This window comes from Agrococcus sp. ProA11, assembly GCF_039880525.1.
Classification (GTDB): Bacteria; Actinomycetota; Actinomycetes; order Actinomycetales; family Microbacteriaceae; genus Agrococcus; species Agrococcus chionoecetis.
This window is the reverse complement of the sequence record NZ_CP156989.1, coordinates 1,226,383-1,251,749: the sequence shown is the minus strand read 5'-3', so window position 1 is coordinate 1,251,749 and position 25,367 is coordinate 1,226,383. Positions and strand designations below refer to the sequence as shown.

28 protein-coding genes and 4 tRNA genes are annotated in these 25,367 nt (G+C 69.8%); 18 read left to right on the top strand and 14 right to left on the bottom strand.

What is annotated here, in order from left to right; all coding sequences use genetic code 11:
• Nucleotides 1-7: 7 nt before the first annotated feature.
• The 8 genes from ABG090_RS06020 (at nucleotide 8) to ABG090_RS05985 (ending at nucleotide 4,398) form a co-directional block, all read left to right on the top strand.
• A complete protein-coding gene (locus tag ABG090_RS06020; protein ID WP_347757322.1) occupies nucleotides 8-1,195 on the top strand; it encodes an AAA family ATPase in 1,188 nt (395 codons plus the stop codon).
• On the top strand, nucleotides 1,192-1,356 hold the full coding sequence (locus tag ABG090_RS06015) for a hypothetical protein (protein WP_347757320.1): 165 nt from the start codon (nucleotides 1,192-1,194) through the stop codon (nucleotides 1,354-1,356). Before ABG090_RS06020 ends, ABG090_RS06015 begins: the two co-directional genes overlap by 4 nt.
• Nucleotides 1,353-1,622 carry a hypothetical protein gene (locus ABG090_RS06010; RefSeq protein ID WP_347757318.1) on the top strand — a complete coding sequence of 90 codons (270 nt, stop codon included), beginning with the start codon at nucleotides 1,353-1,355 and terminating at the stop codon, nucleotides 1,620-1,622. The genes ABG090_RS06015 and ABG090_RS06010 overlap by 4 nt, the downstream gene beginning before the upstream one ends.
• Complete coding sequence (locus tag ABG090_RS06005; RefSeq protein WP_347757316.1) at nucleotides 1,619-2,419, top strand: hypothetical protein; 801 nt, start codon at nucleotides 1,619-1,621, stop codon at nucleotides 2,417-2,419. Before ABG090_RS06010 ends, ABG090_RS06005 begins: the two co-directional genes overlap by 4 nt.
• Before the next feature lies 1 nt (nucleotide 2,420).
• Nucleotides 2,421-2,912, top strand: coding sequence for a hypothetical protein (locus ABG090_RS06000; RefSeq protein ID WP_347757314.1), 492 nt, complete (start codon nucleotides 2,421-2,423; stop codon nucleotides 2,910-2,912).
• Nucleotides 2,913-2,927: 15 nt separating this feature from the next.
• Nucleotides 2,928-3,758, top strand: a complete 831-nt coding sequence (locus tag ABG090_RS05995; protein WP_347757312.1) for a hypothetical protein — start codon at nucleotides 2,928-2,930, stop codon at nucleotides 3,756-3,758.
• The gene (locus ABG090_RS05990; protein WP_347757310.1) at nucleotides 3,755-3,901 is read left to right on the top strand and encodes a hypothetical protein; all 147 of its coding nucleotides are present in this window, start codon (nucleotides 3,755-3,757) and stop codon (nucleotides 3,899-3,901) included. Before ABG090_RS05995 ends, ABG090_RS05990 begins: the two co-directional genes overlap by 4 nt.
• Nucleotides 3,902-4,065: 164 nt before the next feature.
• Entirely contained in the window at nucleotides 4,066-4,398 is a 333-nt protein-coding gene (locus ABG090_RS05985; RefSeq protein WP_347757308.1) for a terminase, read from the top strand.
• A 431-nt stretch (nucleotides 4,399-4,829) separates the two neighbouring features.
• On the opposite strand, the gene ABG090_RS05980 is transcribed toward ABG090_RS05985, so the two are convergent.
• The 7 genes from ABG090_RS05980 to ABG090_RS05950 all read right to left on the bottom strand — a co-directional run bounded on the left by ABG090_RS05980 (nucleotide 4,830) and on the right by ABG090_RS05950 (nucleotide 6,857).
• Nucleotides 4,830-5,066 carry a hypothetical protein gene (locus tag ABG090_RS05980; RefSeq protein ID WP_347757306.1) on the bottom strand — a complete coding sequence of 79 codons (237 nt, stop codon included), beginning with the start codon at nucleotides 5,064-5,066 and terminating at the stop codon, nucleotides 4,830-4,832.
• A gap of 399 nt (nucleotides 5,067-5,465) precedes the next feature.
• Nucleotides 5,466-5,996: a GNAT family N-acetyltransferase gene (locus ABG090_RS05975; protein WP_347757304.1), complete on the bottom strand. Its 531-nt coding sequence runs from the start codon at nucleotides 5,994-5,996 to the stop codon at nucleotides 5,466-5,468.
• Nucleotides 5,983-6,168 carry a hypothetical protein gene (locus tag ABG090_RS05970; RefSeq protein ID WP_347757302.1) on the bottom strand — a complete coding sequence of 62 codons (186 nt, stop codon included), beginning with the start codon at nucleotides 6,166-6,168 and terminating at the stop codon, nucleotides 5,983-5,985. Before ABG090_RS05970 ends, ABG090_RS05975 begins: the two co-directional genes overlap by 14 nt.
• A gap of 128 nt (nucleotides 6,169-6,296) precedes the next feature.
• Nucleotides 6,297-6,455: a hypothetical protein gene (locus ABG090_RS05965; RefSeq protein ID WP_347757300.1), complete on the bottom strand. Its 159-nt coding sequence runs from the start codon at nucleotides 6,453-6,455 to the stop codon at nucleotides 6,297-6,299.
• 134 nt (nucleotides 6,456-6,589) lie between these two features.
• Nucleotides 6,590-6,664 (bottom strand) — tRNA-Val (locus ABG090_RS05960).
• Nucleotides 6,665-6,677: 13 nt separating this feature from the next.
• Nucleotides 6,678-6,748 (bottom strand) — tRNA-Cys (locus ABG090_RS05955).
• Between the two features lie 37 nt (nucleotides 6,749-6,785).
• Nucleotides 6,786-6,857: transfer RNA gene (locus tag ABG090_RS05950), tRNA-Gly, on the bottom strand.
• A 145-nt stretch (nucleotides 6,858-7,002) separates the two neighbouring features.
• On the opposite strand from ABG090_RS05950, the gene ABG090_RS05945 reads away from it, so the two are divergent.
• Nucleotides 7,003-7,075 (top strand) — tRNA-Val (locus ABG090_RS05945).
• A 63-nt stretch (nucleotides 7,076-7,138) separates the two neighbouring features.
• Here the strand turns inward: ABG090_RS05945 and ABG090_RS05940 are convergent.
• Nucleotides 7,139-7,606, bottom strand: coding sequence for a hypothetical protein (locus ABG090_RS05940; RefSeq protein ID WP_347757298.1), 468 nt, complete (start codon nucleotides 7,604-7,606; stop codon nucleotides 7,139-7,141).
• A gap of 55 nt (nucleotides 7,607-7,661) precedes the next feature.
• On the opposite strand from ABG090_RS05940, the gene ABG090_RS05935 reads away from it, so the two are divergent.
• Complete coding sequence (locus ABG090_RS05935; protein WP_347757296.1) at nucleotides 7,662-8,339, top strand: SDR family oxidoreductase; 678 nt, start codon at nucleotides 7,662-7,664, stop codon at nucleotides 8,337-8,339.
• A 307-nt stretch (nucleotides 8,340-8,646) separates the two neighbouring features.
• Here the strand turns inward: ABG090_RS05935 and ABG090_RS05930 are convergent, their stop codons facing one another.
• Nucleotides 8,647-9,873, bottom strand: coding sequence for an ammonium transporter (locus ABG090_RS05930; RefSeq protein WP_347757513.1), 1,227 nt, complete (start codon nucleotides 9,871-9,873; stop codon nucleotides 8,647-8,649).
• 176 nt (nucleotides 9,874-10,049) lie between these two features.
• Here ABG090_RS05930 and ABG090_RS05925 point away from each other — a divergent pair, with 176 nt between their 5' ends.
• Entirely contained in the window at nucleotides 10,050-11,258 is a 1,209-nt protein-coding gene (locus ABG090_RS05925) for a Na+/H+ antiporter NhaA (protein WP_347757294.1), read from the top strand.
• Nucleotides 11,259-11,262: 4 nt separating this feature from the next.
• Here the strand turns inward: ABG090_RS05925 and zapE are convergent, their stop codons facing one another.
• A complete protein-coding gene (gene zapE / locus ABG090_RS05920; RefSeq protein WP_347757292.1) occupies nucleotides 11,263-12,264 on the bottom strand; it encodes a cell division protein ZapE in 1,002 nt (333 codons plus the stop codon).
• Nucleotides 12,265-12,382: 118 nt separating this feature from the next.
• On the opposite strand from zapE, the gene ABG090_RS05915 reads away from it, so the two are divergent.
• Nucleotides 12,383-13,273, top strand: coding sequence for a sulfurtransferase (locus ABG090_RS05915; RefSeq protein ID WP_347757290.1), 891 nt, complete (start codon nucleotides 12,383-12,385; stop codon nucleotides 13,271-13,273).
• Complete coding sequence (locus ABG090_RS05910; RefSeq protein ID WP_347757288.1) at nucleotides 13,270-13,701, top strand: SufE family protein; 432 nt, start codon at nucleotides 13,270-13,272, stop codon at nucleotides 13,699-13,701. The genes ABG090_RS05915 and ABG090_RS05910 overlap by 4 nt, the downstream gene beginning before the upstream one ends.
• Before the next feature lie 95 nt (nucleotides 13,702-13,796).
• On the opposite strand, the gene ABG090_RS05905 is transcribed toward ABG090_RS05910, so the two are convergent.
• Nucleotides 13,797-14,975 (bottom strand): alpha/beta fold hydrolase, encoded by a 1,179-nt coding sequence (locus ABG090_RS05905; RefSeq protein WP_347757286.1) that lies wholly within the window; start codon nucleotides 14,973-14,975, stop codon nucleotides 13,797-13,799.
• A gap of 22 nt (nucleotides 14,976-14,997) precedes the next feature.
• On the opposite strand from ABG090_RS05905, the gene ABG090_RS05900 reads away from it, so the two are divergent.
• The 5 genes from ABG090_RS05900 (at nucleotide 14,998) to ABG090_RS05880 (ending at nucleotide 21,845) form a co-directional block, all read left to right on the top strand.
• Nucleotides 14,998-15,594 carry a DUF3000 domain-containing protein gene (locus tag ABG090_RS05900; RefSeq protein ID WP_347757284.1) on the top strand — a complete coding sequence of 199 codons (597 nt, stop codon included), beginning with the start codon at nucleotides 14,998-15,000 and terminating at the stop codon, nucleotides 15,592-15,594.
• Nucleotides 15,595-15,622: 28 nt separating this feature from the next.
• The gene (locus ABG090_RS05895; protein WP_347757511.1) at nucleotides 15,623-16,828 is read left to right on the top strand and encodes an HRDC domain-containing protein; all 1,206 of its coding nucleotides are present in this window, start codon (nucleotides 15,623-15,625) and stop codon (nucleotides 16,826-16,828) included.
• A 72-nt stretch (nucleotides 16,829-16,900) separates the two neighbouring features.
• Nucleotides 16,901-18,106 carry a thiolase family protein gene (locus ABG090_RS05890; protein WP_347757509.1) on the top strand — a complete coding sequence of 402 codons (1,206 nt, stop codon included), beginning with the start codon at nucleotides 16,901-16,903 and terminating at the stop codon, nucleotides 18,104-18,106.
• Entirely contained in the window at nucleotides 18,106-20,247 is a 2,142-nt protein-coding gene (locus tag ABG090_RS05885; protein ID WP_347757283.1) for a 3-hydroxyacyl-CoA dehydrogenase NAD-binding domain-containing protein, read from the top strand. The genes ABG090_RS05890 and ABG090_RS05885 overlap by 1 nt, the downstream gene beginning before the upstream one ends.
• 35 nt (nucleotides 20,248-20,282) lie before the next feature.
• Entirely contained in the window at nucleotides 20,283-21,845 is a 1,563-nt protein-coding gene (locus ABG090_RS05880; protein ID WP_347757281.1) for a class I SAM-dependent methyltransferase, read from the top strand.
• Here the strand turns inward: ABG090_RS05880 and ABG090_RS05875 are convergent.
• From ABG090_RS05875 to dxs, 3 genes are all read right to left on the bottom strand, one after another.
• A complete protein-coding gene (locus ABG090_RS05875; RefSeq protein WP_347757279.1) occupies nucleotides 21,832-22,626 on the bottom strand; it encodes an ADP/ATP-dependent (S)-NAD(P)H-hydrate dehydratase in 795 nt (264 codons plus the stop codon). The genes ABG090_RS05880 and ABG090_RS05875 overlap by 14 nt on opposite strands.
• Nucleotides 22,623-22,994 (bottom strand): hypothetical protein, encoded by a 372-nt coding sequence (locus ABG090_RS05870; RefSeq protein WP_347757277.1) that lies wholly within the window; start codon nucleotides 22,992-22,994, stop codon nucleotides 22,623-22,625. Before ABG090_RS05870 ends, ABG090_RS05875 begins: the two co-directional genes overlap by 4 nt.
• Before the next feature lie 75 nt (nucleotides 22,995-23,069).
• On the bottom strand, nucleotides 23,070-25,076 hold the full coding sequence (gene dxs / locus ABG090_RS05865; RefSeq protein ID WP_347757275.1) for a 1-deoxy-D-xylulose-5-phosphate synthase: 2,007 nt from the start codon (nucleotides 25,074-25,076) through the stop codon (nucleotides 23,070-23,072).
• Between the last annotated feature and the right edge of the window lie 291 nt (nucleotides 25,077-25,367).

Here is a 25,367-nt window from a genome sequence, read left to right as displayed (position 1 = left end):
GCAACTAATGAGCACGACGCTCGCGCACGTTCCGATCGAGCGGCAGAAATGGGCAGTGCGGGATCAGGTGCCGCTGGGAGTCATCACGATCTTGGCCGGTACGGCGGGCATCGCGAAGTCGACGATTCTCGCTTGGTACGTATCCGGGCTGACGCGTGGAACCCTCGAGGGCGACTACCACGGGCAGCCTGTGAACGTCGCGATGATCGCGGGCGAGGACGACCTGTCGAAGATGCTCGCCCCTCGCCTCACGGTCGCAGACGCGAACCTCAGCAGGGTTATCGCGATTACCGGCATCAGAGTGCAAGGCGAAGAGAACCGAGACTGGATCACGTCACCGACGCTGGCCGAGGATCTAGCGGCGATCCGCGACGAGATCGTGTCAACGGGCGCGCGCGTGCTCATCATCGACCCAATCATCAGCCTCATGCATGGCGACAGCCACCGGCTCGAGGACGTGCGCAGGAACCTTGACCCGCTCGCATCTATGGCAGCGGAGCTTGAGGTAGCCGTCATTTGCGTTATGCACTTCAACAAAAGCGCAGGGCAGGCCGGCGACAAGGTATCGGGCTCCCACGGCTTCCGCGACATTGCGCGGTCGCTCATGGTGCTCGCGGTAGACGACCAAACCGATAACCGAATCCTCACGATCGAGAAGTCGAACTACTCCGCCGTAAAGCCATCATTGGCGTTCCGCGTGGACAGCGTCGACGTTCCCGTTGGCGGCGGCGAGTTCACCACGATTGGCAAGGCCGTGTGCCTGGGCGACTCGACACTGACCGTGCAGGACATCCTGAACCGTGACCCGCGCAACCTGGGCGACCGCTCGACCGCCGTGCTCGAGTTCGTCGACAATGCGCCAGGCGCGGTGACAGCTCAGGACGTGGAAGCGGATGAGGCACTGAGTGTGCCAAAGGGCCAGGGGCGCGTCTACCTCAACCGGCTCGCAGACAGTGGGCGCATCTCGAGAGCAACCCGAGGCGCGTTCCAATCCATCCGTAACGCCGAAGTAACGCACACACCCCCCGTTACGAGTGTTACGAGTGTCACGAACGCGGCGGAAAACGATACACACGTAACACAAGTAGCAATGGGTGTGGGCGTTACACGCGCCGTTACGGACGACCCCGGCTACTGCACCGCGTGCGGCATGACCGGTAAGCACACTCGCTCGTGCAAGGAGATGGCCGCATGAGCATCCGCTTCGACGACTACCTCGAAACGCGCATGGACGGCGGCTGCGACGACTGCCTCGCCTACCAGCGACTCATCCGTGACGGCGACGGCATCTACACGCTCCGCATCTACCACGACGACACCTGCCCAGTGCTCGCCAGGAAGCGGGGCCGAGCATGACCGAGTGGAGCCGGTGTCGGTGCCTTCGCGGCGAGCATGCCACCAATCGCGGTTTCATCCGCTGTAAGTACCCGCCCGCGAAGTGGATCACCGGCACCGGCGACTGGGCGCTCGTCGCCTGGTGCGGCCGAGCTGCGACATTCACGCTCTGGGCCACCGAGACCGAAGCACGCGACCGGGACTCGCTGCTCTTCGCGTCCGGCTGCGGCACCTACTGCCGCGGCAAGCACGAACTCATCTACATCAACCGGAAGGCAACCTCATGACCGGAATGCACGACCGCGAAGACTTCGGGCGCGTCATCCGCCGACTCGAAGAGCGCGTGCGCATGCTCGAGACCGCATCGCCGCTCAACAACGCATCCATCTCCCACGGCAGCGGCATCGCTGTCCGCATCCCCGCAGGCGTGCACATCGAGGACGCTGGATCAGTCACTGCAGGCGCAGCCTCGATGTCTGCAGCGAACGGCGGCAGGGTCGGAGCAGGAAGCACCTACATCCGGCCCGAAGGCATCTGGGACGCTGACGGCACAGTCAAGTTCCTCACGAACGTCACCGGCATCGCGAACGCCACCTTCGACGGGGTGACGCGCGGCAAGCTCGGCGTCGAAGCCCCCATCGATGGCGTGATGACGTCGCTAGGGCCGGCTGTGAAGGAGGCTGACCGTAAGGGGCAGTCTGGGTATGACAATGCGATGGCGGCGCGGTCGGAGGCTGCGGCGGCGAAGTCGCGCGCGGATCTTGGTGTGACGAAGGCTGATGATGCTGACGCTAAGGGTCAGTCGGCGTGGAACCTCGCGGATGCTGCGTGGGATAGGGCCGGGACTGCGCAGGCTGCGGCTAACGCGGCGCAGTCGACCGCGAACGGGCGCGCGACCGTCTCATCCGTCAACGCCGTCCAGGCCGACCTCAACAACGTCAAGAACGGCAACACGGCCCTCCAGTCGCCAACTCTCGTCGCCCCCAAGGTCACCGGCATCACATCCGGCTCAACCGGCAACGGCTGGTCAGTGCTGCTCGTGAACAACGCCACCGGCGCGCTCCGCTTCCTGAACCAGGCCTGACATGGACACGATGACGATCACGAAGCACACGCCCGTCGTCCCATCGAAGGCGATCCTCGCAGAGCTCGACAAGCTCACCACCCGCGGACTCCTCGACCTGCGACGGCCCAACCCGCCCCGCTGGCTCGACGAGTGGATCGACCTCGGCCTCTACCGGCAGTCGACGCCCGCGGAACGCCGCCAGATCGCCGCAGACGGCCTCGAGCGGGAAGCGCAAGCGGAACGCGGGCAAGGCGACGAACACGCGCCTGACGAGCCCGCAGACACGCTCGACGGCGAACCCGACACGGCACGAACCAGCACGGCCCGCCCCGCAGTCATCAACTCCGGCAGGCGCGTCCGACCCGGCACCCCCTACGTCGCATGCGCCGGCGGCTGCAACCACATGCTGCTCCGCTCCAAACCCGCAGTCGCTTACTGCAAAGACTGCACCCCGGCACCGCGCCGCAAGCGCGCCAAGGCCGACGACCTCAACCCCATCAACTACCTCTAGCCCGAAAGGCACACCATGACCGCTCGCATCCTCCCCGACATCGCAACCAACGTCCTCAAAGCCGCAGACGACCACCGCGCGACCATCCCCGCCGCGCTCCGCAAGCGCATCGAACAGCAGATCCAGCTCATCGACGACGCAAGCAGCATCGACCTCGGCAGCGTCAGCGTCGGAGAAGCACTCGCCGACGCGATCACCGAAGGCCGCGACCCGCTCACCGACCCCGCCGTGCAGCGCGCCGCACTCGCCAAGCAACTGTCGAACATGACCGCATTCGAAGGCCTCTCCAACGCCGCACGCGACCGCCTCACCGCGACCCTGCGAGAGAACATCGACCAGCTCGTCACCGTCTTCCAGAAGCCCTACGCCGACGCAGGACAGGCACTCACCGACGCGTACGCCACGCTCACCGCAGCAGGCATCCACGACCTCGCAAGCCCCGACATCCAGCGGGCGTCCCTCGAAGTCGCAGCAGCCAACGTCACCGCGCGCACCGCCATCACAGCCCTCGAGCAGATCGATCTCTCAATCGGGCAGCTGATCTACGCCCTCGGACTCAGCAACGCCGCACGCACCGGCAAGACGCACGCGCGCTTCGACACCGGCGACCTCTCACGCGCCGAAGTCGAAGCCGGCCAGACGACCCGCACCAAGGTCACCCACTGGGAAGGCGTCAGGCGCGGCTACACGATCAGCCTCGCAACGCCCGCCGAAACCGAAGAACGCGTCGAAAAGGCAAACGCGGCACAGACACGAGCCGACCTCAGCAGCCAGGAATCCGACCAGGCCGCCATGGGCTCCGCATACCGGTTCAAGACCCCCAGTGCCGCGGGCTCACTCGCATGAACGACGACGACATGCGCGCATTCGTCCGCTCACTCTTCCCCGACTCGGAAGCCGAGGCTGGCGCTGAGGACAACGGACACACGACAGCCGCAGACGACGACATGACCGCCTTCGTCCGCGGACTGTTCCGCACCACTCCGTAACAACCACGGTCGGGCCGGTCAACACGACGGCCCGACCATCACCAACCGCTATGACCACCAGGCGGGGGACCCCCTTGAAACGTCCCATAGCGCCTCCGGTGCTAGGCCGTGTCTCTCTCTGGATCTCAAACGATCGACCCTTGAAACTGCGATAGGAGCAGGTAATGAACGGAATGCGCACCCCTGTAGGGCTGGATGCCCAGGGTCGGAAGCTGTGGAAAGCCGTCACAGACGAGTTTGAACTACCCGAACACGAGGCCGCGCAACTCGAGGAAGCGTGCCGGATGCGGGACACGATCACGTCGCTTCGGAAGCAGGTGGAGAAGGACGGGCAGATGCTCGCGTCTCCTCAGGGGAAGCGTCTGCATCCGGCTATCGCGGAGATCCGTCAGCAGCGACTGGCGCTCGCTCGAATGCTCGCCACGCTGAAGGTGCCTGGGCTCGAGGAGGACGGCCTGCCGGCCTCGCGTGGCGTCCGTGGCGTGTACCAGCCATGAGGCGCAGAAAGCCGATCGGCAGCAACGTCCCAGACGCGCTGTCGCCGGACAGCTTGCCGGGGTGGGCGGATGACACGTCGAAGCCGATCCGGGCTCGTGTGCGGGCGTGGGAGGGCTGGATGGAGGAGTTCGAGGCGTGGCGTGCGGCACGTCTCGTCTGGGCTGCACGGCGGGGCATTGATCCTGAGAAGTTGTCTACGAGCTCCGAACTGATCCCTGATGCCCCATTCGATCCGACGAGCCTCTGATGCCGATTCGCAGTGCGAAAGCGCGTGTGTGAAAGCGGTTTCGTACCTCGTTGGCCGCTCTCTCAGCCGCAGCAAGGCACTGGCTTGATCGACCTCAGGTGTGGATTTCACCCCGTGTGTGAAAACGGGCAAGCCCCGGAGGTCCCGGCGAAGAGGCTTTGAGCGGACTCCCCCCTGGTTGCCTTAGTTGTTGTGCGTCGGGGCTTCCCACATGTGGAAACTGATTGGCGCTCCGAACGTCCAAAAGAGGAAGTCGGGGCCGTTGCCGTCATCGACTGAGAACATCCGCGACGATCCGGGCTGGGCGGTCTTCATGTCTTGAATCACTGCTTCGATTTCTCGGGCGGGCGCGTTGTAATTGCGGCCCCCATATCGAATGTGACCGGTCGCCTCGGCGGGTTGCTTATCGTCGGATGTCATGGTTCAAGAGTAGGCCGTAGCAGCCGCGCCGCGTCAGCCGTCGCGCCTAGATTTGCGGCTGTGACGTTGAGGCCTGTCGAGTGGGATGTGTTGCACCCGCTCGATGGGCAGCCGCTCGCTGTCGTCCGGCTAGTGTGGCTTGGCGTCCGTCAGGAGCCGTTCTACAGGGCTGTGACGGCGAATCCGGACAGGGCGCGACGGAGGCTGCTGGGCTACTGGTCGAGTCTCGATGAAGCGCATACGGCGTGCCTGGCCTTGTATGAGCGTGCGACCGGGCGTGCGTTGGCTGGTGGTGATCGTGGGCCGGCGCTCGTGGTGCCTCCGCAGAAGCCTCCGCCTGTCGCGTTTGAGCGTGGAAGGCCCGCGCGTCCTCGGCTACACGCGTCGAGGGCGTAGCGCCTACCAGCCGCGCGTGCTTGGCCCGTTCGTGCTGTCTTGCTCTTCAACATCTGGCCCGACGAGGCCGAACACGTCGAGTGAACCGCCGCCTTCGAAGGGCTCCACGTACTCGAAGCCGAAGGCGCGGAACAATTTTCGGCTGGGCTCGTTGCGCGAGTGGATGCGAGCGATGACGTCTACCCCAGGGCGCGTCGCTTGGATCTCGTCGAGTACCTCGCCGAGCAAAGCAGCACCGCGCCCTTCGCAACGCGCGAAGTGTGACACCGCGATGCTGGCAATGAGCACAGCGCCGTCGTCAGTCGGGCGGGTTCTGCACAACCCTGCGATTACGCCATCTTCCTCGAGGACGTACAGTTGCGAGCCATCCCGCATTGGCGGGCGCAACTCTCTGAACGCTGACTGGGTAACCAACTCCCACGGTCGTGGGTGCGGCACACCGAAACTCTGCTTTGCAGGCTGTGTGCAAACGAACTCCATCAAAGCCGCGCGGTCGTCGTGGACCGCTATGCGGACTCTGCTAGGCGTGGGCACGCCGCGCGGCGCGACGTGCAGCGAGCTTCTGCATGACGGACGCGCCTGCGTGCGGACGAGCCTCGCGCGACTCGTGGAGATTGGCAAGCCTCTTGCGCTCACCCGAGGTCAGGCCGTCGCTACCGCGCTGGGCAGAGGTCGCCTGCGAACGCACGGTGGAGAGAAGGTCCATGGCTTTAGTGTACTGGTTTACTACGAGTTCGTCACTAGCGGTGGCATGTTCGCGTATTTCTCCCGCGCTTTGATGCTTCCGTTTCTGACTCTAGATGGCGCCAGCGTTGCCGGTGCGCTTCGCGGGCATCACTGCCAGCCGCCGATGCTTGGCACTTCGCCGTCGTCGGGCTTGTCGGCGTGTGCTGGGAACTCGTGGACGTGTCCGCAGTTCTGGCAGGTGTCTCGGTAGATGAGGACGCCGCACGCTTCGCAGCGGTCGTCGAGCTCGTCGAGCGGGTCAGGCATGGTGTGACGGTACCGCGACACGCCGGTGCGGGATCAAGCCCCTAGCCTCGTTCGTGACAGCCGCGGAGATGTTGCACGGGTATTGCACGCGCCCTCCCGGGCAAGCGAAAACCCCCGGAAAACCGGGGGTTTCGTGGTGGGCGATACTGGGTTCGAACCAGTGACCTCTTCCGTGTCAGGGAAGCGCGCTACCGCTGCGCCAATCGCCCTCTTGAGTGCTCGAGGTGGAGACGGGATTCGAACCCGCGTAGACGGCTTTGCAGGCCGCTGCCTCACCACTCGGCCACCCCACCAGGTGGTGTGAGATTGACTCTCATGACATTGCTGTCGAGCGGATGACGAGATTCGAACTCGCGACCCTCACCTTGGCAAGGTGATGCGCTACCACTGCGCCACATCCGCGGGGCTCATCGCTGAGCACTTGGAAAACTATACCCACCGATCGGGTGCGTGCCAAATCGGGCCGTGCGGGGCCGCCTCGGCCGCAGGGCGTCATGACTGGGTCGCGGAATGTGGCAGACTTATCCGGTCCGCGTCATCGCGGCACGGGCGATTGGCGCAGTTGGTAGCGCGCTTCGTTCACACCGAAGAGGTCGTGGGTTCGAGTCCCGCATCGCCCACCGACAGGGGCCGGCATCGCGAGATGCCGGCCCCTGCTGCATGCTGTGCGGCTGCGGCCCTGACTACGGCGTCGCGGCAGCGCGGCTCAGAGCGACCGCCGCCGCATCCTCGAGCAGTGCCACCGCCGGGTCGGCCAGACCGCCGCCCTCCACCAGGCCGCGCCGTGCCCAGTAGCCGCCGACCGCGCCGAGCACGGCTGCCGCTGCGGCGATGCCGGCTCCGCTGGAGGCAGCGCCGCGCCGACCGGTGCCTGCGCCGAGCGCCGCGCCCGCGAGCGCAGCGGAGCCGACGCGGCCCAGCAGCGCGGGAGGCGAGAGCCGCGACGGCGTCATCGGCAGCTTGTCGCCGACCAGCTCCCCGATCGCGAGCGTCAGCAGCGCCGCCTTGCCCCACGGCCGCTGCAGGAGCGGCCACGGCGGCGAGGCGCCCGCTGTGAGCGCGATCACCGCCATCGGCGTGAGCGAGCGCATGCCGCCGGCGATGCCGAGCATGAGCGACCGACGAGAGAGTGATCGGTTGGTGCGTGACATCCAGCCACCTTCGCACCGCTCAGCCATGCGCGCCAAGGCGGAATATGGTTGGCGCATGGATCTGCAGCTGACCGATCACGTCATCCTGGTCGTGGGTGGCACCGGCCTCATCGGCAGCGCCGTCGCCGCCACCGCCCGCGCAGAGGGCGCGACCGTCATCACGGCGGCGCGCGGCGAGGGCGCCGACGTGCGGATGGACGGTGGCGACGACGGCTCCGTCGCATCGGCGATCGCTCGCGTGCTCGAGCAGCACGACCGCATCGACGCGCTCGTGGTCGCCGCGGCTCCCGCGGCCCAGACCCTGGATCCGGCGCGCGCGAGCGACCCCGAGCAGGTCGGGCGGGCGATCGACGACAAGGCGCTGACCTTCCTGCGCATCGCCAATGCCGTCATCCCCCACATGCGGGAGGCCGGCTCCGGCCGCATCGTGGGGCTGAGCGGTCAGAACGCGCTCATGACCGGCAACATCACCGGCGCGGTGCGCAATGCGGCGCTCATCATCGCGGCGGAGAGCCTCGCGGATGAGCTCGCCGGCACCGGGGTCAGCGTCAACGTCGTCAACCCCGGCCCCGTCACCGAATCCGCCACCCGTGAGGTCGCGCCCGGCAAGCCCGGCGAATCGACCCCGCAGCAGGTCGCCGATCTGGTCGTCATGCTGCTCTCGCCCAGGCTCGCGGTCTCGAGCGAGTCGATCGCCAGCGGCCACCGCATCCGCGGCGCCGTCATCCTCTAGCGCCCCGTCGCCTCGTAGGTCGAGGAGCCACCGCGCCGCAGGCGCGACCCTGCCTCGTAGGTCGAGGAGCCACCGCGCCGCAGGCGCGACCCTGCCTCGTAGGTCGAGGAGCCACCGCGCCGCAGGCGCGCTGGCGTCACGAGACCGAACGCGACCGACATCCGGTCTCGTGACGCGGACGGCTCCGCCGACCGCTCCTCGACCTACGGAGTGCGGGCGCGGGGCGCCGCCGAACTGCGGGGGCGGACGCGCGAGACGGGGAGGGCGGCTCTCGCCGACCCTCCCCGTCTGCTGCGATCAGTGACGCTCAGGCGCGCTCGAGCTCGTACTCGTACGCCTCTTCGCCGTGCACGATCTGGTCGACGCCCGCGAGCTCGTCCTCGCTCGTGAGGCGGAAGCCGATCGTCTTCTCGATCGCGAGGCCGATCAGGAAGGCGACGACGAACGCGAACACCATCACGCCGAGCGATGCGATCAGCTGCACGACCAGCTGGCCGATGCCGCCGCCGAGGAAGAGGCCCGTGCCGGTGGCGAAGAAGCCGAGGTAGACGGTGCCGAGCATGCCGCCGACCAGGTGGATGCCGACCACGTCGAGCGAGTCGTCGTAGCCGAAGCGGTACTTCAGCTCGATCGCGAGTGCGCACAGCGCACCGGAGAGCGCTCCCAGCAGCAGCGCCCACCCGGGCGTCACGTTCGCGCAGGCCGGCGTGATCGCGACGAGACCGGCGACGGCACCCGACGCGGCGCCGACCGACGTGGGCTTGCCGTCCTTGAGCTTCTCGACCAGCAGCCAGGCGCAGATCGAGGCGGCGGTGGCGCCGATGGTGTTCAGCGCGATGAGTCCGGCGTTCTCGAGGCCGTTCAGCCACTCGGCTCCGACGTTGAAGCCGAACCAGCCGAACCACAGGATGCTCGCGCCGAGGATGACGAACGGCACGTTGTGGGGCTTGTGCGCGCCCTTGCTGAAGCCGATCCGCTTGCCCAGCACGAACGTCAGCGCCAGCGCCGCGGCGCCCGCGTTGATGTGCACGGCGGTGCCGCCCGCGTAGTCGATCACGGCGGGCAGGCCGAGCAGGTCACCGAGCGAGAAGACCCAGCCGCCGCCCCACACCCAGGCCGCGATCGGGAAGTAGCCGAGCGTGGCGAAGGCGCCGGCGAACAGCATCCAGGCGCCGAACTTCGCGCGGTCAGCGATGGAGCCGGAGATGAGCGCGATCGTGATGATCGCGAAGGTCGAGCCGAAGGCGACGCCGATGAGGTCGGTGTTGGCGCTCTCGCCCGCTGCCATGGCCGCGAGGCCGATGTCGGCGAACGGGTTGCCGGAGAACGCGAAGGGCGAGTCGACGGCCGACATGCTGTAGCCGTACAGGATCCAGAGCGTGCCGACCAGACCGATGGCGCCGAAGGACATCATCATCATGCTGATCACGCTCTTCGAGCGGACCAGCCCGCCGTAGAAGAAGGCGAGTCCTGGCGTCATGAACAGCACGAGTGCCGTGGCGATGACGCCGAACGACATGCTGCCTGCATCGATATCGGGCATTGGGGGTTCTCCTTGATGTGCATGAGAGGGGACGCTTCGAGCATGCTCCGCGCTCGTTTCGAGACGCGTGCCTGCCAGGTTTCGAGCCGGTTACAGATCCGCGCGGCATGTTTCGGCCGTGTTGCCCGCTGTGCGGCCGGACGCCGACCGGATGGAAAGATGGACGCATGAAGCTGTCCTGGATCCGGAACCCGCAAGTCTCGGCGATGCTGCTGCTGGCGGCCGCGGTCCTCGGTCTGGTCATCGCGAACACGGGTCTCGGCCCCGGTCTCGACGAGCTGAAGCACGCGCATCTGCCGTTCACCATCTTCGGCCTCGACCTCTCGGCGGCGCACTGGGTGACCGACGGACTCCTCGTGGTCTTCTTCTTCGTGGTCGCGATCGAGCTGCGCTACGAGTTCACGCAGGGCGATCTCAACTCGGTGTCCAAGGCCGCCGTGCCGACGATCGCTGCGCTCGGCGGCGTCGCCATCCCGGCGCTCGTCTACATCAACCTCGCCGGCGCCGACGGTGCGCAGGGCTGGCCGATCCCCACCGCCACCGACATCACCTTCGCCCTCGGCGTGCTGGCCCTGTTCGGGCGCCGGCTCCCCTCGAGCGTGCGCGCGCTGCTGCTCGCCCTGGCCGTCATCGACGACCTCATCGGCATCTTCTTCATCGCGGTCTTCTTCACCGAGTCCGTCTCCCTGCCGCACCTGGGCCTGGGCGCCCTCGGCGTCGCGCTGTTCTGGCTGCTCGGGCGCGCCTACCGGGGCAAGCGCGGCAGCTGGCCGCTGCGCATCGCGCTGCTCGCGGTCGCGCTCATCACCTGGTGGCTTATCGCGATGAGCGGCATCCACGCCACCATCGCCGGCGTGCTGCTCGGGCTCGTGCTCTCCCCCGCGCCTGCGGAATCGGCGCGAGAGCGGCTCGAGCCGTTCACCAACGGCATCGTGCTGCCGCTGTTCGCGTTCACGAGCGCATCCGTCGCGATCCCGCAGGTGCCGCTGAACGAGCTGAGCCCGGTCTTCTGGGCGATCGTCGTGGCGCTGCCGTTCGGCAAGCTCTTCGGCATCACGATCGCGGGGCTGATCGGTCAGGCGGCGCTGCGGGTGCCGAAGCCCGAGCGCGTCAAGCTCTCGGAGCTCATCGGCATCAGCCTGCTGGGCGGCATCGGCTTCACCGTCTCGATGCTGATGAACGAGCTCGCGCACCGCAGCGCCGAGGATCTCATCGTCGAGGGCACGCTCGGCGTGCTGGCCGGCTCGCTGATCGCGGTCGTGCTCGGCGCGTTCTACCTCGGCTTCCTGAGCAGAAGCTACCCGCCGGTCGACGAGGCCGCCGTCACCACCAGGGACGAGCAGGAGTACTCGCGCCGCACCGACTCGGAGGCGTGAGGCTTCAGCCCGCGTGGGCGAGCGCGAGCAGCCTCGAGATCGCCCGCAGGTACTTCTTGCGGTAGCCGCCGCCCAGCATCTCCTCGCTGAAGACCTCGGAGAGCGAGGTGCCGCTGGCGCGCAGCACGACCTGGGCGTCGTAGAGCCGGTCGACCAGCGCGACGAAGCGCAGTGCGTCGTTCTGGTCGGTCAGCGTGCGCACCTCCCGCAGGCCGAGCGCATCCACGCCCTCCACCAGCCCCACGTACCGCGACGGGTGCACTCTGGCGAGGTGCGCCACGAGCGCGTCGAAGTCGTCGACCGCTGCCGTGCCGCCGATCGTCGCGAGCGCGGACTCCAGATCGGCGGACTCCACCGTCGGCGCGCTGCCCGTGATGTCTCGCTGCCGGTAGTCGTCGCCGTCGATCCGCATGATCTGGAACCGATCGGCGATCGCCTGGATCTCGCGCAGGAAGTCGGATGCGGCGAAGCGGCCCTCGCCCAGCGCATTCGGCGGCGTGTTGCTCGTGGCCGCGAGCTTCGTGCCGCCGGCGACCAGCTCGCCCAGCAGGCGCGTCATCACCATCGTGTCGCCCGGGTCGTCGAGCTCGAACTCGTCGATGCAGATCAGGCGGGATCCCTGCAGCTGCTGCACCGCCTCCGCGTAGCCGAGCGCGCCCACGAGCGCCGTGTACTCGATGAAGGTGCCGAACCGCTTCGGGCCGGGCATCGCCTTCCACAGCGCGGCCAGCAGGTGGGTCTTCCCGACGCCGAAGCCTCCGTCGAGATAGATGCCGGGCTTGACCTCCGGCGCCTTCTTCTTGAACAGGCCGCTGCGCTTCGGCGCAGTCCACGCGGTGACGAGCTCCTGCATCCGCTCGAGCGCCTCGGCCTGCGACGGATGCGCAGGGTCGGGCCGATAGGACTCGAACGTCGCGGCGTCGAACTGCGGCGGGGGCACGAGGCTCCCCACGATCTGCTCAGCGCTCACCTGCGGGCTGCGCTCGACGAGCGAGATCGATGGCATGCGGGCTCCTTGGCTGCGCGATAGGGCCGCGCGGAAGTTTCGATGGGAGAATGGCGTTTGCCTCACAGGAGCCTACTTCAGGCCGAATCCCCACCGCCGCCGCGCAGAAGGAGCCACCGTGTCAGAGACCGAGTCCCGATTCGAGCAGTACGCCGCGCCCGAGCGCGTGGTGTCGACCGAGTGGGTTGCCGCGCACCTGCACGACCCGGATGTGGTGATCGTCGAGTCGGATGAGGATGTGCTGCTCTACGAGATGGGCCACATCCCCTCCGCGGTGAAGATCGACTGGCACACCGACCTCAACGACCCGGTGCTGCGCGACTACCTCGCACCCGCAGCGTTCGCCGAGCTGCTGGGCAGCAAGGGCATCGGCCGCGACACCACGGTGGTCTTCTACGGCGACAAGGCGAACTGGTGGGCCACCTACGCGCTGTGGGTGTTCGCGCTCTACGGCCACGACAACACCCGCATCATGGACGGCGGTCGCGATCTGTGGATCGCCGAGGGGCGCGAGCTCACGCGCGCGCCGTCGACGCGCGAGCGCGTCGAGTACCCGGTGGTGGAGCGCGACGACGCGACCCTGCGCGCGTTCCGCGAAGATGTGCTCACGCACTTCGGCAACCCGCTCATCGATGTGCGGAGCCCCGAGGAGTACTCCGGCGAGCGCACCACGGCGCCCGCCTACCCCGAGGAGGGTGCGCTGCGCGCCGGCCACATCCCCACCGCCGCGAGCGTGCCGTGGGGCACGGCGGTCCGCGAGGACGGCACCTTCCGCTCGCGCGCAGAGCTCGAGGCGATCTACCTCGACGGCGCGGGGCTGCGCGATGCCGACGAGGTGATCGCCTACTGCCGCATCGGTGAGCGCTCGAGCCACACGTGGTTCGTGCTGACGCACCTGCTGGGCCTGCCGAACGTGCGCAACTACGACGGCTCCTGGACCGAGTGGGGCTCGCTCGTGGGTGTGCCGATCACGGTCGGCACGGAGCCCGGGGAGGTGCCCGCCCGATGACGGCCACGCCCGCGCTGCAGCAGACGGCCGAGGACTTCCACGCCATGGAGGAGACGGATCGTCTGCAGCTGCTGCTGGAGTTCTCCGACGAGCTGCCAGAGCTGCCGCAGCGCTACGCCGACCACCCCGACCTGCTCGAGCGGGTCACGGAGTGCCAGTCGCCGGTCTTCCTCTTCGTCGAGGTCGACGACGGCAGGGTGCACGTGCACGCGACGGCGCCGGCGGAAGCACCGACGACCCGCGGCTTCGCATCGATCCTCGCGCAGGGCCTCGAAGGCGCGAGCGTCGAGGATGCGCTCGCGGTGCCGATCGACTTCCCGCGCGAGCTGGGCCTCGACCGGGTCGTCTCGCCGCTCCGGCTGCGCGGCATGGTGGGCATGCTCGGCCGCATCCAGCGTCAGATCCGGGAGCGCGCGCTGGAGCACTAGAGCGTCGACCCTTTCGGGTCGACGCGGCGACGCCAGCGCCGAGGCCCGTCCCGGGCCGAGGAACACCGCGCATCGGCGCCACGCTCGAAGCCGGGTCAGCCGAACGCCGTGATGCCCCGGTGATCCAGCCAGCTGCCGATCTCGTGGTCGTACCTCGCTCGATCGAGGTTCCAGAGCTTCGTGTGCCGAGCGCGGCGCCATTCGTGATACTCGACCAGGTCGGGCCGCGCCTGCGCGAGCGCGCGCGACGCGTCCGGTGGCACGTACCCGTCGTCGGCCGAGTGCAGCAGCAGGATCGGCTGCGAGAAGGCATCTGCGTGCAGCACGTTGTCGAGCTCGTCGAAGTCCAGGCTGCGGCTGCCGCTGAGCACCGAGGCTGGTGACTCCAGCAGCCCGACCGCGGTGTCGACGAGCCACGCCGGGCGCTTCGCCAGCGCCACCTGCAGCTGCAGCGTGGGACGCCAGCCGACCACGGGCGAGTCGAGCACGAGCCCGACGATGCGACGACGGTGCCGCGAGCGCCGGGCGACCTGCAGCGCGATCTGGCCCCCCATCGACCAGCCCTGCAGCACGATGCGCTCCGCACCGCGCGCGACCGCGAAGCCGATCGCGTCGTCGACGTCGCGCCATTCGTCCAGGCCCAGGCGGTACTTGTTCTGCCGGCTGGGCGGCGCCTCCGTATCGTTGCGGTACGAGACCGCCATCACGGGGATCCCGCGGCGCAGATAGATCGGCGCCGCGCGGATCGTCTCGCGTCGGGTCACGCCGCGACCGTGCACCTGCAGGCACCAGGTGGTCGCCTCCTGGTCGCCCATGATCCAGGCGGGCGCCGCACCGCACTCGGTCTGCACCTGGGCGTGCTCGACCCGCTCCGCCACCTGCTGCGGGCGCGAGAGCGCGTAGCCGGACCAGCGGGCGGAGGTCACGCCCTCGAGCAGGGCGCGCGAGCGCTCGTCGACCGTGCGCACCACCCCGGTGTCGTCCCGCGCGACAACGCCGCCCAGCACCGCGAGCTCCTCACCGATCGCCAGGGCGTAGGTCCCCGGCAGCACCGTGTCGGGTGTGAGCCCGAGGCGCACGCCCCGCGCGTCGAGTCCCAGCACGCGGATGTCGTCGATCTGGGTCCTCGGCGGGGTGACCAGCATCGAGGCGAGCACCGCGGATGCGCCCGTGACCGCCAGCGCCGCTCCCCCGACGACGACGCCGCCGGACAGCAGCGCGAGCCTGGTCAGTCGCCGCTCGGCTGCGGCGGCGCGCCTCGCTTGCAGGGTCACACCGGAATCGTAGTCTTTCCCGGTGGACACGAGCAGTGCAGCACCCGCCCCTGAGCCCGAGGCGTTCCGCGCTGCCGTCGATCAGCTGCGGCGGGCGGAGCTCCGCAGCGAGCTGTCGGTGCGCGAGATCCCGGCGCCGGGTCGCATCGCGCCGCACTCCTTCGCGATCGCGGCCGATGTCGGAGTCCCGGCGCACGGGCGCGACTCCGATCTCGGCACCGGACGCTTCATCCTCATGCACGATCCCGAGGAGCCGGAGGCCTGGGGCGGCGACTTCCGCGTCGTGAGCTTCACCCAGGCGTCGCAGGATCCAGAGATCGCGATGGACCAGTTCCTCGCTGAGGTGACCTGGACCTACCTGCTCGAGGCGCTCGACCAGCGCGGTGCCGAGTACCACTCGGAGTCGGGCACCGCCACCAAGATCCTCTCCAGCGGCTTCGGCGAGCTGGCGGCGCAGGGCGACGGCGCACAGATCGAGCTGCGCGCCTCCTGGACCCCGACAGGGCACGACTTCGGCGCCCATCTCACCGCCTGGACCGACATGCTCTGCGCGATCGCGGGGCTGCCGGTGCAACCGGGCACCACGGGTCTCGACGCACATCGGCGCGCGCGTGACTGACGCGGTCGACCCGCAGCCCGAGCTGCCGATGGCGCGCGCGGCCGGCCCGCTCGACGTGATCGCCGACGCGGACTCGCTCGCCCGCGCGGCCGAGCGCCTCTTCGATGGCCGCGGCCCGGTCGCGGTGGACGCGGAGCGCGCGAATGGCTTCCGGTACTCGGCGCGGGCCTACCTGGTGCAGCTCCACCGACGCGGGGCCGGCACGGTGCTGGTCGACCCGACCTCGATCGAGGACTTCTCGGTGCTGCAGCAGGCGATCGGCGAGGAGGAGTGGATCATCCACGCCGCGAGCCAGGATCTGCCCTGCCTGCGCGAGGTGGGCCTCGAGCCGACGAGGCTGTTCGACACCGAGCTCGGTGCGCGCCTGGCCGGCTTCGAGCGCGTCGGCCTCGCGGCGGTGACGGAGCGGCTCGTGGGCCTACGACTGCGCAAGGAGCACGGCGCCAGCGACTGGTCCGCGCGGCCGATCCCGGCGTCGTGGCTGGAGTACGCCGCGCTCGATGTCGAGGTGCTCCCGGAGGCGCGCGACCGGCTGGCCGCCGAGCTGCTCGAGCAGGGCAAGGCGGAGCTCGCCGAGCAGGAGTTCGCGTATGCGCTGGAGCGGCAGCCGAAGCCGCCGGCTGCGGAGCCATGGCGCCGCCTCTCGGGCATCCACGCGATCCGCGATCGGCGCCAGCTCGCCGTCGCCCGCGAGCTCTGGCTGGCGCGCGACGCGCTCGCCCGCGCCACCGACACCGCGCCTGGGCGGCTGGTGCCGGACCGGTCGCTGCTCGCGGCCGCGACCGCCGATGTCGAGACGAAGAGCAGGCTCGCCGCCCGCAAGGACTTCTCAGGCCGCGCGAGCCGCAGCGAGCTCGACCGCTGGTGGTCGGCCATCGAGCGCGGTCGCACGAGCGACGATCTGCCGGACCTGCGGGTGCGTTCCGACGAGCCACCGCCCCCGCGCTTCTGGAGCAACCGTCGTCCGCAGGCCGACGCTCGACTGAAGGCAGCGCGTGCCGCCGTGCAGGAGGTCGCCGATTCCCTGTCGATCCCGGCCGAGAATCTGCTCATGCCCGACACGCTGCGGCGGGTCGCCTGGGAGCCGACCGAGCCGACGCCGGACGCCGTCGCCGAGGTGCTGCGCGGGCGCGACGCGAGGCCGTGGCAGATTGCCGCGACCGCACAGAGGATTGCCGCTGCATTTGTAGAGGCTGACCAAGCCCCCACCGAGGCGTCCGACCCCGAATCGTAGGAAGCGGCAACCGCGGAGCGCCCGCTCCGCCGCGCTTCCTACACTGGTGCCGCAACCACCCCACTAGGAGGCATCGTGGCTAACGACGACGTCGTGTTCGTGGACGGCGTCCGCACCCCCTTCGGGCGTGCGGGCGAGAAGGGCATGTACTGGAGCACGCGCGCAGACGACCTTGCGGTCAAGGCGCTGACCGGACTGCTCGAGCGGAACCCGAGCCTGCCGCTCGACCGCGTCGACGAAGTGGCCATCGCGGCCACCACCCAGACCGGCGACCAGGGCCTGACGCTCGGCCGCACGGTCGGCATGCTGGCGGGCCTGCCCATCACCGTGCCCGGGTATGCACTGGACCGCATGTGCGCGGGCGCCATGACCGCGGTCACGGCCGTCGGCGGCGGCATCGCGTTCGGCGCCTATGACGTCGCCATCGCCGGCGGCGTCGAGCACATGGGCCGTCACCCCATGGGCCAGGACGCGGACCCCAACCCCCGGTTCGTCGCCGAGAAGCTCGTCTCGATGGACGCGCTCAACATGGGCAAGACGGCCGAGCGCATCCACGACCGGTTCCCGCACCTCACGAAGGAGCGCGCCGACCGCTACGCCATGCGCTCGCAGCAGAAGTATGCCGCTGCGCTCGAAGCCGGCAACATCCAGCCCGACCTCATCCCCGTGGCGACGCAGTCCGACGCGGGCTGGGGCCTGGCAACCGCCGACGAGGCGCCCCGCCCGGAGACGACGATGGAGGGGCTCGCCGGACTGAAGACGCCGTTCCGCGACCACGGCCGCGTCACCGCGGGCAACGCATCCGGACTCAACGACGGCGCGACCATGTCGATCGTGGCATCGGCGTCGGCGGCGAAGGAGCTTGGGCTGTCGACCAAGATGCGCATGGTCTCCTATGCCTTCGTCGGCGTCGAGCCGGACATCATGGGCATCGGTCCCATCACCTCGACCGAGAAGGCGCTGCGCAAGGCGGGCCTGCAGATCGACGACATCGGGCTGTTCGAGCTCAACGAGGCCTTCGCGGTGCAGGTGCTGTCGTTCACCGATCACTTCGGTCTCGACGATGACGACGCGCGCGTCAACCCCTGGGGCGGCGCCATCGCCATCGGTCACCCGCTGGCCTCCTCGGGCGTGCGGCTCATGTTGCAGCTGGCTCGCCAGTTCGAGCAGCGCCCGGACGTGCGCTACGGCGTGACCGCGCTCTGCGTCGGTCTCGGCCAGGGCGGCACCGTGATCTGGGAGAACCCGCACCACAAGCGCTACGGAAAGGGCAAGTGATGGCCATCCGCGAAGAGTTCCCGCTGCTGGCGGCAGCCGAGTTCGACGAGGTGGTCTCGCACAGCTACGTGCGCGACATCACCCTCGCCTCGGGCAAGACGCTCGCGCTCGTGACCCTCGACAACGGGCGCGACCACACGCGTCCCACGACGCTCGGACCGGCGACGCTGTTCGAGCTCGGCGACACGCTCGAGGCGCAGCGCGCCCGTGGCGCGAACGGCGAGATCGACGCCATCGCCGTGACCGGCAAGCCCTACTTCCTCGCCGCCGGCGCGGACCTGTCGAACGTCACCGCGCTCCCCGACCGCGCCACCGCCGCCGAGCTGCCGAAGCTCGGCCACCGGGTGCTCGGCCTGCTCCACAAGGCTCCGGTCCCGACGTTCGTGTTCATCAACGGCCTCGCCCTCGGCGGCGGGCTCGAGATCGGGCTCAACGCCGACTACCGCACCATCAACGCCGCGGCGCCGGCCGTCGCGCTGCCCGAGACGTTCCTCGGCCTCGTGCCCGGCTGGGGCGGGGCGACGATCCTGCCGAACCTCATCGGCATCGAGCGCGCGCTCAAGGTGGTCATCGAGAACCCGCTGAAGCAGAACCGGGTGCTGAAGCCGCAGGAGGCGTTCGAGCTCGGCATCGCCGACGCCATCTTCGGGCCCGCCAACTACCTGGAGGCCTCGCTCGCCTGGGCCGACGCGGTGCTGCATGGCAAGAAGGTCGAGCGCAAGCACGCGCCCGGCACGCTCGAGCGCACCGTCAAGTGGCCGATCGCGCTGAAGATCGCACGGGAGACGCTCGAGAAGAAGCTCGGCACCGTGCCGCTCGCGCCCTACCGCGCGCTCGACATCATGGAGCTGGCGAAGAAGAACGACCGCGAAGCGGGCTTCGCCGCAGAGGACGAGGCGCTCGCCGAGCTCATCCCCGGCGATCAGTTCGTGGCCTCGATCTATGCCTTCGACCTGGTGCAGAAGCGGGCCAAGCGGCCGGCGGGCGCGCCGGACAAGGCGCTCGCGAAGCCGGTCACCAAGGTCGGCATCATCGGTGCGGGCCTGATGGCCAGCCAGTTCGCGCTGCTGTTCGTGCGCCGCCTGCAGGTGCCGGTGATCATCACCGACCTCGACCAGGCGCGCGTCGACAAGGCGGTCGCTGGCATCCACGACGAGATCGATGCGCTCGCATCGAAGGGTCGCATCTCCGCCGACGATCGGCACCGTCTGCGTGCGCTCATCACCGGCACGGTCGACAAGGCCGACTTCGCCGACTGCGACTGGGTGATCGAGGCCGTCTTCGAGGAGCTGAGCGTCAAGCAGCAGGTCTTCGCCGAGGTCGAGCCGCACCTGTCCGAGACCGCGGTCATGGCGACGAACACCTCGAGCCTCTCGGTCGAGCAGATCGGGGCCAACCTCGCGAACCCCGAGCGGCTCGTCGGCTTCCACTTCTTCAACCCGGTCGCGGTCATGCCGCTCATCGAGGTCGTCAAGACCCCGTCGACCGACGACGCGACGCTCGCCACGGCGATGCGCGTCGCGAAGGACCTGAAGAAGAACGCCGTCATCACGCGCGACACCCCCGGCTTCGTCGTCAACCGCGTGCTGGCGAAGCTGCTCGGTGAAGCCATGCACGCGGTCGAGCAGGGGTCGTCGTTCGAGGACGTCGTCGAGGCGCAGCGCGCCTTCGGCTTCCCCATGGACCCCTTCGTGCTGCTCGACCTCGTGGGCCTCAAGGTGGGCGCGCACGTGCTGGACACCCACCACGGCGCGTTCCCGGACCGCTTCTTCGAGTCGCGGGCCCTGCACGAGCTCGCTGAGCAGGGCATCCTGCTCGAGAAGGACTCGAAGGGCGAGGTCAAGGGCATCGACAAGCGTGCGCGCAAGATCGTCGCGAAGCACACGCCGGCCGATGCCGAGCCGCTCTCCGTCGAGGAACTCCGGCTGCGCATCGAGGACGGGCTGGCGGACGAGATCAAGCGGATGCTCGACGATCAGGTCGTCGAGGCGGCCCAGGACATCGACCTGTGCATGATCCTCGGCGCCGGCTGGCCCTTCCAGATGGGTGGCATCACGCCGTTCCTCGACCGCTCGGGTGCATCGCAGCGCGCGTTCGGCGGCACGTTCCACGACCCGCAGACCGCCGGCCCGAAGGGCTGACGCTCGACACCGTCGCGCTCCGGCAGACTGGTGCGGTGCTCCACCGCGACCTGACCGACGCCCTCGCCCGTGACCTCGCAGCTGCGAGCTTCACGGACGAGGGCGTCGCTGCGCTGGTCGGCGAAGCGGCGCACGCCGCGCTCGGCCGCATGGTGGCCGAGCCCGCGCGCAGAGCGTCATTGCAGCAGCCAGGCCCGCTCTCCACGCTGCTGCGCGCGTTCTGGCTCGGGGATCCCGTGGCGCCTGAGGCGCTCGCGCACGCGCTGCCCTCGCTCGGCGTCGCCGGCGCGGCCTCGCTCGAGATCCTCGAGCATCGCGGCGCCGCGGTCGCTCCCCGAGTGGCGATCCGCCCGCACGCCTATGGCGACGATCGCGGTGCCGGCACGTGGTGGATCGCGAGCGACCTCGACGAGCTCGCCGGGGTCTGGCCGCTGCGGCCCGATCATGTGCTGGGCGTCGGCGGCGCCGCGCGCACGCTCACGGCGCTCCTGCCGCACGGCCGAGTCGCCTCCGCGCTCGATCTCGGCACCGGCTGCGGCGTCATCGCGCTGCACCTGCGCCGCATCGCCGATCGGGTGGTGGCGACCGACATCTCGCCCCGCGCGCTCTGGTTCACCGAGCTGACCGCAGCCATCAATGCCGTCGACGGCATCGAGGTGAGGCTGGGATCCCTGTTCGAGCCGGTGGCCGGTGAGCGATTCGATCTGATCGCGTCGAACCCGCCCTTCGTCATCACGCCGCGGGCTCCCCACGTGCCCGCCTACGAGTACCGCGACGGCGGCGCCGCGGGCGACGCGCTGATGGCCGCCGTGGTCGGCGGTCTTGCCGAGCACCTGCAGCCAGGCGGGCAGGCGCGCCTGCTGGGCAACTGGGAGACGCTCGACGGTCGCGCGGGCCTGGACCGGGTGCGCGGCTGGGCGAGCGACCCCGGTCTCGACGTCTGGGCCATCGAGCGCGATGCGCTCGACCCGGTGCAGTACGCGGAGCTGTGGCTGCGCGACGGCGGCATGGTGCCCCGCGACGATGAGCACGCCCGGTTGCTGGACGCCTGGTTGGACGACTTCGACGCGCGCGGCGTCGCCGCGATCGGGATGGGGTGGCTGGCGCTGCGTCGACCGGACGATGGCACACCCCACGAGCACGTCGGCGGCGCAGCTCGTCCGGAGCCCCTCCGGCGCTTCGAGCGCATCGCGCAACCGGTGCAGCTCGCCCACGTCGGCGCGCATCTCGCGTCCGCGCTCCGGCTCGCCGAGTGGGTCTCGGGCCTCGACGATGCGGCACTGGAGGATGCACACCTGCTGACGGCCGCGGACGTCACCGAGGCACGGCACCAGCTGCCCGGCGCCGCGGGGCCGAACGTGATCGAGCTGCGCCAGGGCGGCGGGCTCGCGCGCACGCTGTCGGTCGACACGGCGCTCGCCGCGCTCGTGGGCGCCTGCGACGGCGACCTGTCCGTCGGTCAGCTGATCGGCGCGATCGCGGGTCTGCTCGAGGTGGACGAGCCGGTCCTGACGGCCGACCTCCTCCCCCGCGTGCGGGAGCTGCTCGTCACCGGCTTCCTGCTGCCGGCGGACGCAGCGCTGCTCACTGATCCCTGAGCTGCGTCGCGACCGCTCGCGGCAGCTGCGCCGCCACGTCGAGGGCGGTGATGGGGCGATCGTCGGCGGCGGCGAGCGCGGCCGCCGCGCCATGCAGCTCGACCGCTTCCGTGGCCATGGAGGCGAGCGAGGCTCCGTCGGCAGCGAACGCGGCGCTGCCCGCCAGCAGCGCACCGAGCACCCCCGCGAGCACGTCGCCGGTGCCAGCGGTCGCGAGCCGGTGCGTGGTGGCCGCCACGGACCGGATCGAGCCGTCGGGAGCGACGACGTGCGTCGGCGCACCCTTCGCCACCACCACGACATCCAGCTCGGCTGCGACGCGCGCCGCTGCCTCTGCGCGACTCGGTCGCTCCGAGCCGCCCAGCAGTCGCCGAAGCTCCCCCTCGTGCGGTGTGAGCACCGTCGGGCCCGCGTGGCCACGCACCAGATCGAGCGCGCCCGCATCGACCACGCACGGCGCACCGCTGCCGAGCGCCTCGAGCAGCAGCGCACGGAGCGCCGGATCGCGCTCCCGCGCATCCTGTCCCGACCCGAGCAGCCAGGCGTCCACGCTGCCGGACGCCTCACCGAGGGCGTGGCAGACCGTCTCAGGCCTGCGTGCGAGCACCAGATCCTGCACCCGGCGGGGCGCCCACAGGCGCACGTAGCCGATGCCGGTGCGCCACGCGGCCTCGACGCCGAGCACCGCCGCGCCCGGGTAGCTCGTGGATCCGGTGACCACGCCCAGCACGCCCATCGAGCGCTTGTCATCGTCGGCACCGGGGCTGCGCAACCATGTCATGCCGCCAGCGTACGTGGCTCCAGCACGTCGACACCCTCGCGATGCGCGAGCAGCACGCCGCGCAGCGGCACCGGGACGCCGCGCGCCGCTCCGCGGATGGCGTCGTGCCACGCCCAGTCGTCGGGGCTCGGTGGCGGCGCCGCCGGGCGCTCGATCACCGCCACGATCGCCGCGTCGCCGTCCAGCACGTGCACCATGAGGCCACGCAGCGCTCCCACCGCGGCGGCATCCGGTGACACGGGGATGCCGTCGATCTGCTGCACCGCGCGCCGCAGCGTGCCATCGGCGGCGATGGTGAAGAGCCACAGGCGTGCGACGAATCCCTGCTGCACGAGCGCGGCGACCTGCTCGAGCGGGTCGGTGGGCATGTTCTGATCCATGCGCGGCAGACAACCCCATCGGGCGCCCGGTCCGTGCCGCCGCACGGCGCTGCTGTGGAGAACCTAGTCGTTGCCCTGGGAGGAGGCGGAGGGGCGCGGCGCAGAGCCGCTCGAGGCGGCGTCTCCGTCGGCGTCCGGCAGCACCAGTCGCAGCTCGTCGTCGTCCGGCAGCGAGCGCGCCACCGGCAGGCGGCCGGTGCCGACCACCTGCTGCACGATGTTGCGCGCGATCGTCTGCGCGGAGAGGCCCGCGTCCTCGAGGATCTCGCCGCGCTCGGAGTGATCGATGAACGCATCGGGCAGGCCCAGCTCGTCGACGGGCGTGTCCACCCCCGCGGCACGCAGCTCCTGGCGCACGCGCGTACCGATGCCGCCGACGCGCACACCGTCCTCGAGCGTGATCACGATGCGGTGGTCTCGCGCCAGCTCGACGATCGAGGGGGCGACCGGCACGACCCAGCGCGGGTCGACGACCGTCACGCCGATGCCCTGCGCCTGCACCCGCTGCGCGACATCCATCGCGAGCTGCGCGAAGGGGCCGATGGCGATGATCAGCACGTCGCGGTGCGGTGCCTCGAGCAGCACATCGACGCCGTCGCTCGTGCGGCGCACCGCGTCGAGCTGGTTGGGCACCGAGCCCTTCGGGTAGCGGATCACCGTGGGCGCGTCATCGACGGCGACCGCCTCGCGCAGCGCCTCCTCGAGTCGTGCGGCGTCGCGCGGAGCGGCCAGCCGGATCCCCGGCACGAACTGCAGCAGCGCGAGATCCCACATGCCGTGGTGGCTGGGGCCGTCGGGGCCGGTGACCCCGGCGCGGTCGAGCACGAACGTCACGCCCGCCTTGTGGAGCGCGACATCCATCAGCACCTGATCGAAGGCGCGGTTGATGAAGGTGGCGTAGATGGCGACCACGGGGTGCAGCCCGCCGTAGGCGAGGCCGGCGGCCGTCGTCACCGCGTGCTGCTCGGCGATGCCGACATCCAGCACGCGTGCTGGGTCCAGCGCGGCGAGGCGATCGAGTCCGGTGGGCCGCAGCATGGCGGCGGTGATGCCGACGACGTGCTCGTCCTCGCGTGCGATGCGCACCAGCTCGTCGGCGAACACCGACGTCCACGATGGGCGGCCCGCGCTCGCGATGGCCTCGCCCGTCTCCGGGTCGATCTGCCCGACGGCGTGGAACTGATCCGCCTCATCGTTGATCGCCGGGTCGAAGCCCTGACCCTTCTGCGTGATGACGTGCACGATGACGGGCGAGCCGTAGTCGCGCGCCTGCGTCAGCACCTCCTGCAGCGCCTCGAGGTCGTGCCCGTCGACCGGCCCGAGGTACTTGATGTCGAGGTTCGAGTAGAGCGCCTCGTTGTTCACGAAGCGCGACAGGAAGCCGTGCGTCGCGCCGCGCACGCCGCGGTAGACCGCCCGCCCGGGGTGGCCGAGCTTCGAGAAGACCCGCTCGGAGGTGCCGCGCAGCGTGCGATACGAGCGCTGCGTCCGCACGCCGTTCAGGAAGCGCGCCATGCCGCCGATCGTGGGTGCGTAGGAGCGGCCGTTGTCGTTGACGACGATCACCAGCCGGCGCCGGTTGTCGTCGGAGATGTTGTTGAGCGCCTCCCAGGTCATGCCACCGGTCAGCGCTCCATCGCCCACCACAGCGACCACGGAGCGGTCGTGCTGCCCGGTGATGTCGAACGCGCGGCTGATGCCGTCGGCCCACGACAGCGACGAGGAGGCGTGGCTCGACTCGACGATGTCGTGCTCGCTCTCGGAGCGCTGCGGATAGCCGGCGAGCCCGCCGCGCTGGCGCAGGCGAGAGAAGTCCTGCCGGCCGGTCAGGAGCTTGTGCACGTAGGACTGGTGACCGGTGTCGAACACGAAGGCGTCGCGCGGCGAGTCGAAGACGCGGTGCATCGCCATCGTCAGCTCGACCACGCCGAGGTTCGGGCCGAGGTGCCCGCCGGTGCGGGACACTTCGCGGATCAGGAACGAGCGGATCTCGGCAGCCAGTTGCACGAACTCGGCCTGGGTGAGCCGGTCGAGGTCCCGCGGGCCGGTGATCTGGTCGAGGATCGTCATGGTCCCACCATCGTAGTGCCGCCTCCCATGGATGCCCCGTGTGCTGTCCGCGCCGAACTTCCCCGCGACAGAAGTGTCACGTTCGGCGCGCATGCCGCTCGATTGGGAGCCGATAGCGACACATCTGCGCTGCCGCCAGCGCGGAGGGGCAGCGCGGAGGGCAGCGCGGAGGGCAGCGCGGAGGGCAGCGCGGAGGGCAGCGCGGAGGGCAGCGGCGAGGGCAGCGCGGAGGGCAGCGCGGAGGGCGCGACGCGGGCAAGCGAACGGCCCCGGCCTCACGGGGAGGTCGGG